Raw genomic sequence first — 14,030 nt, 5'->3', positions numbered from 1 at the left:
TTACAACTCACTGATTTTAAACAATAATATCTCAATTTTCCAACCCGCAACAAACCCCGCACCCCAAAACCAAACCAAAAATCTTGTCCAGGTGGTAAAATTTGACAGGAAGGGACCGTTTTGCGTGCAAGGGCGTGCCCGGAATGTGCCGAAAGCCTTCTCTCATGCATGGCGCCGAGCTATTCAGAGGCGAACAAGACCGGAGAAAAGCATGTCCAGCCTTCCAGAAAGCCCCTTTCCGATCGATCGGCGGACGGAATGACGGAGCGGCCTGCCTATACACTCCCGCGCCTGCCGGTCTTGGAGGCACTCCCTTCCCTGGGGGCTTCCTTACACGCGGGCGCGCGCGCGATACTTTCTGCACCGCCGGGCGCCGGCAAGACGACACTGGTGCCGCTCTTCCTGCTGGATCAGGCCTGGCGGGGCGACGGAAAGATCATCCTACTCGAACCGCGCCGGCTTGCGGCGCGCGCCGCCGCAGCCCGCATGGCCTCGCTGCTCGGGGAGAAGGTAGGCGAGACCGTCGGCTACCGGATGCGGCTCGACAACCGCGTTTCGGCGAGAACCCGTATCGAAGTGGTGACGGAGGGTGTCTTCGCCCGCATGATCCTCGACGATCCGGAGCTGGCCGGCATTGCCGCCGTGCTGTTCGACGAATTCCACGAGCGCTCGCTCGATGCCGACTTCGGCCTTGCGCTGGCGCTGGACGTGCAGGCGGCCCTGCGCGAGGACCTGCGCGTCCTCGTCATGTCGGCGACGCTCGACGTCGAGCGGATCTCGGCCCTGCTCGACAATCCGCCGGCAATCGTCAGCGAGGGGCGCAGCTTCCCGGTCGATCTTCGCTATCAGGACCGGCCGGCCGGCGAGCGCATCGAGGATGGTATGACGCGCGCCATTGTAGAGGCGCATCGCACTGAGGAGGGCTCGATCCTCGCCTTCCTGCCGGGGCAGGCCGAAATCATCCGCACCGCCGAGCGGCTCGAAGGCCGCTTCGGGCCGGAAACCATGGTGGTGCCGCTCTTCGGCAATCTTGGCCAGAAGGAGCAGGACGCGGCGATCAGCCCGGCGCCGGCCGGAACAAGGAAGATCGTGCTGGCGACGTCGATTGCCGAGACCTCCATCACCATCGACGGCGTGCGCATCGTCATCGACAGCGGTTTGCAGCGCCTGCCGGTTTTCGAGGCGGCGACCGGCATCACCCGGCTGGAAACGGTGCGCGTGTCGCGCGCCTCCGCCGACCAGCGCGCCGGGCGCGCCGGGCGCACGGAACCGGGCATCGCGATCCGGCTCTGGCATATCGGCCAGACGGCGGCGCTGCCCGCCTTCACGCCGCCACAGATTCTGTCCAGCGACCTTTCCTCCTTCATGCTCGACCTTGCCCATTGGGGCGTCACGGATCCTTCCGCGCTCCGGCTTGTCGACCAGCCGCCGGCAGCGGCGGTGGAGGAAGCGCGCAATCTGCTGCGGCTCCTCGGCGCGCTCGACGAAAACGGCGGGCTGACGGCGGCGGGAAAACGCATCCGTGCGCTCGCCCTGCCGCCACGGCTGGCGGCGATGATCCTGCATGCGGCCGAGGACGGCGAACAGACGGCGGCCGCGCGGCTGGCCGTGCTGCTCACCGAACAGGGGCTTGGCGGCACGTCCCTCGATATAGAGGAGCGGCTGCGGCGCTTTTCCGGTGAGCGCGGCGAGCGGGCGGAGGCGGCCCGGCGGCTGGCAAGCCGCATGGCGGAGGGTTTCGGCAAGGCGTCGACCGCACCCGCCAGCCCGCCGGGCGCCCTGCTGCTGCATGCCTTTCCCGATCGCGTCGCAATGCAACGGGGCGGCCGGGGCCGTTTCGTCATGGCGAACGGGCGCGGCGGCGAACTGCCGGAGACCGAGCGGCTGGCCGGCGCACAGATGATCGTCGTTGCCGATCTCACCGGGCAGGCCGGACGCCAGCGCATTCTCGCCGCCGCCGAAATCGACCGGGCAACCGTAGAGACGCAGCTTGCCGACCGGATCGTGCGCGAGGATCAGTCTTTCTTCGACCGCGCGAGCCGCCAGGTACGGGCGCGCCGGGTCATTCGCCTCGGCGCGATCATCCTCGAGGAAGCGCCGCTTGCGCGGCCGAGCGGGCCGAAGGCTGCGGCGGCGCTGGCCGATGGCGTGCGTCAGCTCGGCCTGCAGGTCCTTCCCTTCTCCCGCGAGACGGCACAGCTGCGCGACCGGATCGGCTTCCTCTATCGCTCGATCGGCGAGCCCTGGCCGGATACGGATGACGAGGCCCTGCTGGCGCGGCTCGACGACTGGTTCGTTCCCTTCCAGGAAACGACGCGCGGTATCGACGACATCAGGCCGGCAAGCCTTCAGGAGGGCCTGATGGCGCTGGTGCCCTATGCCGCGCAGCGCGAGCTTGCCCGCCTCGCCCCCACCCATTTCGAAGCCCCGACCGGCCAGCGCCATCCGATCCGCTATGACGGCGACGAACCGGTGCTGGAAATCCGCGTCCAGGAACTGTTCGGGCTGAAGCAGCATCCTGCCGTTGCCGGCGGGCGGCTGCCGCTGCTGCTCGAACTCAAATCGCCCGCACACCGCCTGATCCAGACGACACGGGACCTGCCCGGTTTCTGGGCAGGCTCGTGGCGGGACGTGCGGGCAGACATGCGCGGGCGCTACCCGAAACACCCCTGGCCGGAAGATCCGGCCGACGCCATGCCGACGACGCGCGCCAAGCCGCGCGGCACATGAGATAGATTGCGACACGATGCCCGGCGGGACCCGCTTCCCGCTTTTTGCCGGAATTACCGAAGGAAGGACGAAAGATGACAGGCTACCAGGATATCGACTTTGAGGGCTCCGGCCGGCGCCTTCGCCTCGAAACGCTCATTCGCCTGCGCTGGCTGGCGGTCGCCGGCCAGACGATCAGCGTCCTCGTCGTCGCGCTGTGGCTGGAGTTTCCGCTGCCCCTCCTGCCGGCCTCGGTGATGATCGCGCTGCTGGCCGCGGTGAACTTCTTCCTTGCCGTGCGTTTTGCACCGGCGCATCGGCTGACGCCCACCTCCGCCCTGCTGCTGCTCGCCTTCGACCTCTGCCAGCTGACGGCGCTGCTCTTCATCACCGGCGGCCTTGCCAATCCCTTCGCGCCGCTGGTCTGCGTGCCGGTGATCATCTCGTCCTCCCTGCAGCCGGTTCGCTTCAGCCTGATGCTGGGATTGCTGGCCGTCGCCGGCATCACGGCGCTTGCCTTCACGCCCTTCCCGCTTCCATGGTTTCCCGGCACGCTGCTCATTGTGCCGCCGATCCTGACGGCCGGCTTCTGGTTCGCCATCGTCTCGACCACCGCCTTTGCCGCCTTCTATTCCTACCGCGTGTCCCAGGAAGCGACGGAGCTTTCCGATGCGCTCGCGGCGACCGAACTCATCCTGCAGCGCGAAAAGCACCTTTCGCAGCTCGACGGGCTGGCCGCCGCGGCGGCGCATGAACTCGGCACGCCGCTCGCCACCATCAGCGTCGTCGCGCGAGAGATGGAGCGAGAACTCGGCACCGACGACCGCTTCCGGGAAGACGTGCAGCTTCTGCGCAGTCAGAGCGAGCGCTGCCGCGATATCCTGCGCCGGCTGACGACGCTGTCGACCGAGGACGAAGCGCATATGCGCGTGCTGCCGCTTTCCTCGCTCATGGAGGAAGTGCTGGCGCCGCACCGCGAATTCGGCATCACGCTCAATCTGGTGGAAAATGGCGAACGCGCGAGCGAACCGGTCGGAAACCGCAATCCGGGCATTCTCTACGGCCTCGGCAATCTCCTGGAAAATGCCGTCGACCACGCCCGCGAGGAGGTGGTCGTCACCGTCAGCCACACGCCGGAGCGCGTGACGATCGTCATCGAGGACGATGGCGACGGCTATGCGGCGGACATTCTCCAGCGCATCGGCGATCCCTACGTCACCAAGCGCCAGAAGGATGAACGCGCCGGGGGCCTCGGGCTCGGGCTCTTCATCGCGAAAACCCTGCTGGAGCGTTCCGGCGCCAGATTGACCTTCGGTAACCGCACCGGCGACCGACCGGGTGCACGGGTCTCGGTCGATTGGCCGCGGGCGCGCATGGAGGCGAAGACTGCGAAATGACTTTACCCGCATCGCCTTACGGGCGATAAGCTGATCCCCATCAAGAACAGACAAAACCGGCCTCGGAAGACGCGAAATGGCAGAAAACAACGAGATACCTGCAATTGCAGCAGACGATATCGGACCGGATCCCACATTGCTCCTGGTCGATGACGACGCGCCGTTCCTGCGCCGCCTTGCGCGCGCGATGGAAACGCGCGGCTTCAGCGTCGATACTGCCGAATCCGTGGCGGAAGGCATCGCAAAGGCCAAGACCAACCCGCCGAAATACGCGGTCGTCGATCTTCGCCTCGGCGACGGCAGCGGTCTCGACGTCATCGCCGCCATCCGCCAGCGCCGCGACGACACGCGCATCATCATGCTGACCGGCTACGGCAATATTGCAACGGCGGTGAACGCGGTGAAGCTCGGCGCTGTCGACTATCTCGCCAAGCCGGCCGACGCAGACGACATCTTCGCCGCGCTGACGCAGCGCCCGGGCGAGAAGGTGGAGCTGCCGGAAAACCCGATGTCGGCGGACCGCGTGCGCTGGGAACATATCCAGCGCGTCTACGAGATGTGCGACCGTAATGTCTCCGAGACGGCACGCCGCCTCAACATGCACCGCCGCACGCTCCAGCGCATCCTGGCAAAGCGCGCGCCGAAATAGGCAGAAACAGGCTCAGGCCGGCTCGTCGCGCCGGCCGGAGACGATGGCCGACATGTCCGGCCCGTCGCGCCTTGTATCCATGGCAAATTCCGCAAGCATCAGGCGGCCCGCAGCAACGCGGGCGAAGGCGAAGGTCACGGACTTCCGTGTCGGCGCCGGCATTTTGTGCTCGGGCGCTTCGCGCAGCACATACGCGCCGTAACCATCCGAGAGGATGAGGCCGCACTCCTCAGGAAAGATATCGAGCGGCACGTCCTTGTGCGTGGCGAAGAACAGCCGGTCGCAATGGCGGCGATAGTCCGGCCATTTGCGATCGACGCGAAAATCCTCGATCGAGGTCTTTATCTCGACGATCCAGATCTCGCCCTTGTCGGAAAGACTGATCAGGTCGGCGCGCCGGCCGCTTGCCAGCGTCAGCTCCGGCAGCACAGCGTGGCGCATTTCCATCAGCATGCGCTGCACGCCGCGGCGCACCAGCATGGCACGGTCCGACTGGCGGCCGTCGAGCAGCGGATTGTCATTGTGCAGGGAAACGATCGTCATGGGACCAACCTCGAAGAATCGCAGTCTATCGCGAAAACCCCTTTTCGGCCGCGAAAAAGTTAAGGGCACGCACCGGCGCACCGCGGCACAAAGACTTCATTAACCGCGCCGCGCGGTTCCTGTGCGGCTTCGGGTCAGTCAGCGGGAAGAGTATTGTACGGCCGGCCAGGGCGTGCTTGGCATGGATCGGGCGCGGCGAAAGCGGCGGGGAGCCGGGTGTTGTTGTTGCAAAAAAGCAATTGCCGGGCTTTTTGCTGAGGCGCAGGCCCACGTTGCGGCGCACACGCTTGCATTGACCGGGTTAATCGAAAATAAACCATGATCGATGAAAGTTCTGCGTCTCGGAACTTCTTAATCCCTATCAAGAGAATCTCATGCGCTTCCGCAATGCCCTCCTTCTGTGCGGCCTCGCAGCGGCCGTCACGCTCGCCGGTTGTTCTTCCTCCTCCACGTCTGTTCCGGGCGAAAAGGTAGCGACCAATGCTATCTTCACATCGGATTATGGCCCTGTTGAGGACAATGGCTATGCTCTGCCGGCGATCCCGATCAGCAAGGTGAACGAGAAGTTCCATCGCCAGATCGTCGAATACGCCACCAGCGAAAAGCCCGGCACGATCATCGTCAACACGCCGAACCGCTTCCTCTACTATGTACTGCCCGGCGGCAAGGCCGTGCGCTACGGCATCGGCGTCGGCAAGGCCGGATTTGCATGGAAGGGCGAGGCCTATATCGCCTGGAAGCAGGAATGGCCGAGCTGGCATCCACCGCAGGAAATGGCTGACCGCAAGCCGGAAGTCGCTCGCTACGTCAAGGACGGCATGGGTCCGGGTCTCAGGAACCCGCTCGGCGCGCGCGCGCTCTACCTCTTCAACGAGAAGGGCCAGGACACGCTGTTTCGCCTGCATGGCACGCCGGAATGGGCGACCATCGGCACGGCCGCATCCTCGGGCTGCATCCGCCTGATGAACCAGGACATCATCGATCTCTACAAGCGCGTCCGTCCCGGCAAGGGCGCACGCGTCGTCGTCCAGCAGTAAGCGGGACATATCGATCCAAAGAAGAAGCCGCCGGAGCGATTCGGCGGCTTCTTTCGTTTGCGATGAAATTCGCCAGGCCCCGACGTCATCCCCTGCCTTGAGCAGGGGATGACGAAAGTGAGGCGTTCGGCGTCTTGTCAGGCGTTGGCCGCCTTCAATTCGAGGCGGCGACGGTGCAGGACCGGCTCGGTATAGCCGTTCGGCTGCTCGCGGCCCTTGAGCACGAGGTCGAGCGCCGCCTGGAAGGCGATGGAACCGTCGAAATTGCCGGCCATCGGGCGGTAGAGCGGGTCATCCGCATTCTGCCCGTCGACGACGGCGGCCATGCGCTTCATCGTCTCGAGGACCTGCGCCTCCGTGACGATGCCGTGGTGCAGCCAGTTCGCCATGTGCTGGGCGGAGATGCGCAGCGTGGCGCGGTCTTCCATCAGGCCGACATTGTTGATGTCCGGAACCTTGGAGCAGCCGACGCCCTGATCGATCCAGCGCACGACATAGCCGAGAATGCCCTGGGCATTGTTGTCGAGCTCGTGCTGGATTTCCTCGGGAGCCCAGTTCGGCCGCACCGCGACCGGAACGGAGAGAATGTCGGAGAGCTTGGCGCGCGGACGCGAGCGCAGCGAGGCCTGCACCTCGGCGACGTTGACCTTGTGATAATGCGTGGCATGCAGCGTCGCGGCCGTCGGCGAGGGCACCCAGGCGGTATTCGCGCCGGCCTTCGGATGAGCGATCTTCTGCTCCAGCATGGCGGCCATCAGGTCCGGCATGGCCCACATGCCCTTGCCGATCTGCGCATGGCCGGACAGGCCGCATTCAAGGCCGATATCAACGTTCCAGTTCTCATAGGCGGCAATCCAGGCGGCCTGCTTCATGTCGCCCTTGCGGATCATCGGACCCGCTTCCATCGAGGTGTGGATCTCGTCGCCCGTGCGGTCGAGGAAGCCGGTATTGATGAAGACGACGCGTTCCCTCGCGGCGCGGATCGACTCCTTAAGGTTGACCGTCGTGCGGCGCTCCTCATCCATGATGCCCATCTTCATCGTGTTGGGCGCCATGCCGACGGCGGCCTCGACGCGGCCGAACAGCTTGTTGGCGAAGGCGACCTCTTCCGGCCCGTGCATCTTGGGCTTGACGACATACATCGAGCCTTCGCGCGAATTCATGCGCCGGCCGTTCGGGCCGACGTCGTGCAGCGCGATCAGCGCCGTCACCATGGCGTCCATGATGCCTTCCGGCACCTCGTTGCCCTCGCGGTCGCGGATGGCGGGATTGGTCATCAGGTGACCGACATTGCGCACCAGCATCAGCGAGCGGCACTTGACGAGAAGCGGCGAACCGTCCGGCGCGGTATAGGTGAAATCGCTGTAGAGCTTGCGCTCGACCGTCTTGCCGCCCTTCTGGAAGGTCTCCGTCAGATCGCCCTTCATCAGGCCGAGCCAGTTGCGGTAGGCAACGACCTTGTCCTCGGCATCGACGGCGGCGACCGAATCCTCGCAGTCCATGATCGTCGTCAACGCCGCCTCGAGGTTGACGCCGGCGATTCCGGCCGGATCGGTCTTGCCGATTTCCCAGTCGCGATTGATCAGTATCTCGATGCCGAGTCCGTTGTTCTTGATGAGCACATGCCGCCAGCCGCCGTCGCCTTCGGCGTGGCCGGCATATTGCTCCGGCCGCTTCAGCGCGACGACGCGGTCGCCGGCAGCAAGGCGCAGCTCCGCTCCGGCCTTGATATCCGTTATGTCGGCCCAGCTTGCGCCTTCCAGCGGCGCGGCCTCGTCGAGGAATGCCTTGGCCCAGGCGACGACCTTTGCGCCGCGCACCGGATTGAAGCCCTTGCCCTTCTGCGCGCCGTCCGTTTCCGGGATCACGTCCGTGCCGTAGAGCGCGTCATAGAGCGAGCCCCAGCGCGCATTGGCAGCGTTCAGCGAATAACGGGCGTTCATGACAGGCACGACGAGCTGCGGACCGGCAAGGCTGGCGATTTCCGGGTCGACATTGTCCGTCGTCACCTTGAAGTCGTCGCCCTCCGGCAGAAGGTAACCGATCTCGCGCAAGAAGGCTTCATAGGCGGCCATGTCCGACGGCGCGCCGTTTGCGCGATACCAGCCATCGATCTTTTCCTGCAGCGCATCGCGCTTGGCCAGGAGCGCGCGGTTCTCCGGCGCAAGGTCGTGCACGATGGCGGAAAAGTCGGCAAAGAATCGCTCGGCGTCCACGCCCGTACCGGGAAGCGCCTCCTTGATGATGAAATCATAAAGGGCGCCATCGATCGAAAGACCGTTTTTGTCGGTATAGGTCATCTGAAAAAACTCCGAATGACGGGACAAGGGGGAGTATCCCGAATAGTGCCAGTTTCCGGAGCTTTCCTTGATAGTCAATTCGGCAAAGGCATAAAGAATTTATTCCGTTACGGATATAATCATATTTATGCTTCTTCGGCGATGCGCGGCCGACCGCTGGCCGTTGCGGTGAAGCGCGCCTCGATAAGCTTGCGCCGGCCTTCCACTTCGGGGGCATCAATCTCTTCGGAAAGCGTGACGACCGGCTCATCGGCGCCATTGGCGCGGGCCGAGTGCAGGGCCGCCGTCATCGCCCGCTCCTTGGCCAGCGAGAAGGCTTCCGCCTCATCGATGAAGCGCACGCTTTCGCCCGCTCCGCCCACGATGAAGATCCCCTCGTCCGGCATGGTCACGAACACCGTGACGGCGGCGCGCACCTGGCCGACCACCGCGCCCACCGCATTGGCGACGCCGGCATCCGCGGGAATGGAGGACTGCGCGCCCAGCATTTCGGCGATGGCGGGATAGTAGACGGGGGCCGAAGCGCCGAGGCCGACGAGCGGCCGGTCGAGCGCGACGCGGAACTGCACGATGCCGGGGATCCGGTGCAGCGCGCGGTTGACGGAAAGGGAATTGGCCGGATCGATCGCCCCGACCCCGTCATCGGCAAGACAGGAGGAGAGGATCACGTCCGACGACTGGCGGGTGAGCCGGTCGACCAGAAGGTGCGCCAGCGCCTCCGGGCCATCGGCGATCGGCCGGCCGGTGCCGTCCTTGCTGCGCGCGACAAGTTCGAGGCCAAGCCGGGCCGCCACGGCGTCCCACTGGCCCTGCCCGCCGAGCACATGCATGGCGTCCGACGGCGTAATGCCGCAGATATGGACGAGGCCGCGCGCCACCAGCCGGTCGAGCGTCGCCTTCTGCAGCGTGGTGACGAGCAGGCCGTCGAGCGGCATCGGCACGGGACCGATCTTCTCGTAGAGCGCCTGTTCCTGCGGCTGGAGGCCGCTTGCAAGCCGCTCCGGCACGCCGGTGCGCACGGCAAAGCGCCCATCGTGCCGCCCGGCATGGGGCGAACGGATCTGCCGTTCCAGTACGGGAATGATCGCATCGGGATGCATCGCAGAGGCAAGGCTCAGCGGCATGAAACGCCGCGGCCCGAGATCGATCGTCGCCTTCAGGCCCCGGTCGTTGATGCGCACTTCCGAATCGCCGCCGAGACCGAAGGTCCGCATGGCGACGGCTTCGACCATCGTGCGGTAGCCGCCGACGACCGCGCCGTCCGCATCGAGCCGCGGCCGGCCGCCGTCGAGCACCGCGACGTCCGTCGTCGTGCCGCCGATATCGGAGACGACGGCATTGTCGAGCCCCGTCAGGTGCCGCGCGCCGACAAGGCTGGCCGCCGGCCCGGAAAGAATGGTCTCGATCGGGCGAAGCCGCGCCTCGGCCGCCGAGATCAGCGCGCCGTCGCCGCGCACCACCATCATCGGAACCTCGATGCCGCGGCGCTTGAGGTAATCCTCGCAGGCGCCGATCAGCCGGTCGATCATCGAGACGAGACGGGCATTGAGCAGGGTCGTCAGCGCGCGGCGCGGACCGCCGAGCTTCGAGGAAAGTTCGTGGCTACAGGTGACCGGCAGCTGCGAGACCGCGCGGATGCGCTCGCGCACCCGTTCCTCATGCGCCGGGTTGCGCACGGCGAAATAGCCCGCGACGGCGAAGGAGGAAACGCTCTGCGACAGCGCCGGCAGAGCCTCGTCCAGCGCCGTCATGTCGAGCACGGTCTCGGTGCCGTGCACATCGTGGCCGCCAGGCAGGAAGAGCACCGGATCGTTGCCGAGCGCGTCGGCGAGCCCGTCGCGCTTCAGGTCTTCCGGGCCGAAGCCGATCATCACCAGGCCGGCGCGGCCGCCCTGCCCTTCCACCAGCGCATTGGTGGCAAGCGTTGTCGACAGGGAGACAAGGCTGATGGCGGAGACAGGCACATCGGCCTCTTCCAGTACCGCCTCGACGGCGCCGGAAATGCCGACCGAAAGGTCATGGCGGGTGGTGAGTGCCTTGGCGCGGGCGACGACGCCGTCGATTTCGCTGTAGAGAACCGCGTCCGTATAGGTGCCGCCGGTATCGATGCCGAGTAACAAATGGTCTGCCACGAGAATTCTTCCGTACCGCCCGCCGTCTCTTTTCAAGACGGGCCTGCAATGGTGATATTGCATGTCCGAACCGATTGCCACCATTCCACCGGCGACATTCGATGAAAGAACAAGGAGCCTGTCCGTGACCGATCCTGCCAGCCGAAAGCCGCTTCCGGCCGCCCTGCTTTTCGCCGCCGCGCTTCTTGCCGGCACGGTGAATGCCCAGGAAGGCGACGAAGAGGAATACAGGGCGCAAATACCGGATGTCGGGATCTACAAGGCAATGCTGGACGCCAACAAGCAGTCCGGCTGGGTGCAGTTCCGCAATTTCGCCGACCAGCAGCTCATCTATTTCACGGCCCTGCAGACCATGCATTGTCGCTTGTCGGAAATCCGCTATTCGATCAACAACGACACGCTCGACCAGCGTTTTCCGCTCGCCGAATGCGACGCGGAACTGCCCTTCAACCTGCCATCCGACGACACGAAGAACTGGCTCTATCTCAACCTGAAGCCGGGCGAGGCCGAGACCATCGCCGTGCAGGCCGTCTGGGACGATGGCAGCGGCAGCGAGATCGTCGTCTACCAGCCCTGCAAGAACCCGGAAGCGACCTGCGCGTCCATCAAGACGATCAAGAAGCCGAAGAAGCGTCTGGACGAGCCGTCACCTTCAACATCAGCCCGTTAGCCGGCTGCGTCGTCAGGCGCTGCACCGGCCAGGCGCGGGTTTGCGCCGTCATGTCGAAGCGGAAGCGATGCAGCAGGACGGCGAGTCCGATCACCGCCTCCTGCATGGCGAAGGTTGCGCCGATGCACACGCGCGGCCCGACACCGAAGGGCAGATACTGGAAGCGGTGGATGGCTTCGCGGTTCTCCGGCAGGAAACGTTCCGGCATGAAGGCGCGCGGCTTGTTCCAGAGAAGCGCGTGGCGATGCAGCGTCCAGGGCATGACAAGCACCGTGACGTCCTTGGGGATATCGACCCGCTTGCCGTCCGGGCTCGTCCAGGCATCGTCCGCAATCGCCGCACGATTGATCGAAGGGGCCGGCGGATAAAGCCTTAGCGCCTCCTCGAAGGCTGCCCGCGTCCAGGGCATCAGGTCCAGCCAGTCGACCGGCTCGGCGCCGCTTGCCAGCACCCGGTCGATCTCCTCTTCCATCGCCTCGCGCACATGCGGCGAGTTGGCGACGCAATAGAGCGTCCAGGCCAGTGCCCGCGCCGTCGTCTCGTGACCCGCGCCGATGAAGGTGAGGATATTGTCCTCGACCTCCTCGATGGTCAGGCCCTCCGGCCCGGCCGCGCGCAGCAGCAAGGTCAAAAAGTCACTCGGCGCGGCATCGCCGTCGCGTTCCATGCGCTCGCGGCGAAGGTCCATCGTTTTGCGCACGATGCGGCGGAATTTTCCCATCACCTTCGTGCCGCCGATCCGCGTCACCCGCGGCACCCAGGCCGGCGCACGCAGGAGGTCCATCGGGTCGATGCGGCCCATCGTGTGCAGCAGGTTGTCCACGTCGTCGGCGAAATTGTCCGTTTCGGTAGCGATTTCGCCGGAGAACAGCGTCTCGGAGAGGATGGCGAAGGCAAGCTCCGTCATGTCGTTGGCGATGTCGAAGATCGCCCCGTCCGCGCCGGCATATTTTTCCGCATAGAGCTCGGACTGCGCAAGCATCTGGCTGGCAAAGCCCTTGGCATGGCGCGGCGTGAAGATTGGCGCCACGGCCTTGCGCGACCGGCGCCAGACCGCGCCTTCCGCCGTCAGCAGGCCGTCGCGCAGGATCGGCCGCAGCACGAGCTGGCGAACCACCGCCATCTTGTAGTTGGCGGCATTGTCGACGAGGAGGTATTTGATGAGGCCGGGATCGTTGACGATCAGCGTCTTCTCGCCGAAGAAACTCGTCATGATCCAGGGCAGCGTATAGGAGGGCTCACCCCACAGTTCCAGCGGATTGCGGAACACGGTGCGGATGATCTCAAGCTTCGACGGCGGCACCTTGCGGGGGACCGGCGCCGGCGGTTCGAACGGCTCGGGACGCATGTCCATCATCTGCCTCCTCGTTATCGGCCTGCCACCACGATGACGCGAGACTCGGCCGATTGAAAGGCAAGGCTGGAGCATTTCCAGCCGAAGCGGCATCGCTTCGGCGTCGGATAACGCGACAAAAAAATCCTAGAGCAGGCCCTGGAGTTCCGCCAGCTTGTCGTTGATCAGCCAGCCGTAGTAGTTTTCTTCCGGCCAGGTCACCTCGCCTGCCGCGCGGCGGGCGGCAAAGGCGCTGGCGCGCGCATCGGGATTGCCGATATTGTAAAGCGTTGCGGTCAGGCCCGGATTTTTCGAGATATCGACACCGGCGGACTTCTTGTAGGCGTCGATCGAGCGGCGGATCGCGGCGGCCATGTAGGCCAGCGAGATATCGGGATCCATGATCGCCTGGTAAACGCCGGCCGCGTCGCTCTCGTCGAGCCGGTCATAGCCCGAGATACGCGCCACGTCGTCGGTCAGCGTCAGCGCCGTCAAAGGGTTGATCTGGCCGAGACCAAAGGTCTGGCCTGCGTAGAAGGGCTGGAAGAACACCGCGCTGAAGCGGTTGTTCGGGAAGGACGTGCCGCCGACCGTCTTGCCCTTGAAGGTGCGGTTCCAGACGCTCTCGCGGCAGGTCCACAGGGCATAGGACCCCTTCTTGCCGGCGCACTGGGAAAATTCCGGCCGGTCGACGAAGTCCGCGATCGACTGCCCGTCATAGGCGAAGCGGAATTTGCCGGTATAGGACGCGGCCTTCACGTAGTAGCTCTGCAGCCGGTCGTAGGCATCGACATTATAGGTGTGCTCGCCGACGATCGCGCCGACCATGTGGATCGGATTGATGCCGTAGCGGCCCGCCACCGACTTGATCTTGCCGGTCAGCTGACCGTCATTGGCCAGAAGGTCGCGCACCTTCTCGTATTTCGCGTCGAAGGAGGTTTTTCCGGCCTTGGTGCGCCGCACGGAGGCGCCCGGAATGTTCGGCTGCTCGGCATTGCGGTTTCCGGCAGGCACCACGTCGATGGCGAGCGCCGTCGTCTGGCTCTGGACAAAAAGAGCGGCTGCAAGGGCAAGCACAGGCAAGAGCTGTCGCACGATTCCGGTTCCCGTCTGGTCAAGTCTGTCGGCGGATGGCGGCGACCGATGCACAACAATCATGTCGGAATGATGCCAAAGCGCGGGCAAAGGCCTAGGCCGCGCGGCCCTTTCTGTCGAGGGGCCACGCCATCAAAAATCCGGCACCGGTGGCTGCGAAACGGG

At 65.1% G+C, this 14,030-nt stretch carries 11 protein-coding genes; 6 read left to right on the top strand and 5 right to left on the bottom strand.

Annotated elements, in window-relative coordinates:
- The 4 genes from WA950_RS23105 to WA950_RS23090 form a co-directional block, all read left to right on the top strand.
- Positions 1–262 (top strand): hypothetical protein (locus WA950_RS23105; RefSeq protein ID WP_424554090.1); only part of this gene is annotated, 262 nt, incomplete at its 5' end.
- Positions 259–2,730: an ATP-dependent helicase HrpB gene (hrpB, locus tag WA950_RS23100; protein ID WP_424554089.1), complete on the top strand. Its 2,472-nt coding sequence runs from the start codon at positions 259–261 to the stop codon at positions 2,728–2,730. The genes WA950_RS23105 and hrpB, both read left to right, overlap by 4 nt.
- A gap of 74 nt (positions 2,731–2,804) precedes the next feature.
- A complete protein-coding gene (locus WA950_RS23095) occupies positions 2,805–4,106 on the top strand; it encodes an ActS/PrrB/RegB family redox-sensitive histidine kinase (protein WP_424554088.1) in 1,302 nt (433 codons plus the stop codon).
- A gap of 76 nt (positions 4,107–4,182) precedes the next feature.
- Positions 4,183–4,755: an ActR/PrrA/RegA family redox response regulator transcription factor gene (locus tag WA950_RS23090; protein ID WP_424554087.1), complete on the top strand. Its 573-nt coding sequence runs from the start codon at positions 4,183–4,185 to the stop codon at positions 4,753–4,755.
- Positions 4,756–4,767: 12 nt separating this feature from the next.
- Here the strand turns inward: WA950_RS23090 and WA950_RS23085 are convergent, their stop codons facing one another.
- Complete coding sequence (locus WA950_RS23085; protein WP_424554086.1) at positions 4,768–5,298, bottom strand: MmcB family DNA repair protein; 531 nt, start codon at positions 5,296–5,298, stop codon at positions 4,768–4,770.
- 374 nt (positions 5,299–5,672) lie between these two features.
- On the opposite strand from WA950_RS23085, the gene WA950_RS23080 reads away from it, so the two are divergent.
- On the top strand, positions 5,673–6,335 hold the full coding sequence (locus WA950_RS23080) for a L,D-transpeptidase (protein ID WP_424554085.1): 663 nt from the start codon (positions 5,673–5,675) through the stop codon (positions 6,333–6,335).
- A 137-nt stretch (positions 6,336–6,472) separates the two neighbouring features.
- Here the strand turns inward: WA950_RS23080 and WA950_RS23075 are convergent, their stop codons facing one another.
- Complete coding sequence (locus tag WA950_RS23075) at positions 6,473–8,635, bottom strand: malate synthase G (RefSeq protein ID WP_424554084.1); 2,163 nt, start codon at positions 8,633–8,635, stop codon at positions 6,473–6,475.
- 125 nt (positions 8,636–8,760) lie between these two features.
- The gene (locus tag WA950_RS23070) at positions 8,761–10,767 is read right to left on the bottom strand and encodes a hydantoinase/oxoprolinase N-terminal domain-containing protein (protein WP_424554083.1); all 2,007 of its coding nucleotides are present in this window, start codon (positions 10,765–10,767) and stop codon (positions 8,761–8,763) included.
- A 124-nt stretch (positions 10,768–10,891) separates the two neighbouring features.
- Between WA950_RS23070 and WA950_RS23065 the strand changes: the two genes are divergently transcribed.
- Positions 10,892–11,437 carry a hypothetical protein gene (locus WA950_RS23065; RefSeq protein WP_424554082.1) on the top strand — a complete coding sequence of 182 codons (546 nt, stop codon included), beginning with the start codon at positions 10,892–10,894 and terminating at the stop codon, positions 11,435–11,437.
- Here WA950_RS23065 and WA950_RS23060 read toward each other — a convergent pair.
- Positions 11,382–12,791 (bottom strand): cytochrome P450, encoded by a 1,410-nt coding sequence (locus WA950_RS23060; RefSeq protein ID WP_424554081.1) that lies wholly within the window; start codon positions 12,789–12,791, stop codon positions 11,382–11,384. The genes WA950_RS23065 and WA950_RS23060 overlap by 56 nt on opposite strands.
- 126 nt (positions 12,792–12,917) lie before the next feature.
- On the bottom strand, positions 12,918–13,865 hold the full coding sequence (locus WA950_RS23055; protein WP_424554080.1) for a DUF1402 family protein: 948 nt from the start codon (positions 13,863–13,865) through the stop codon (positions 12,918–12,920).
- Positions 13,866–14,030 lie beyond the last annotated feature (165 nt).

The organism is Shinella sp. (assembly GCF_049651085.1).
GTDB lineage: Bacteria > Pseudomonadota > Alphaproteobacteria > Rhizobiales > Rhizobiaceae > Shinella.
This window is presented reverse-complemented; position numbering and strand designations above follow the sequence as displayed.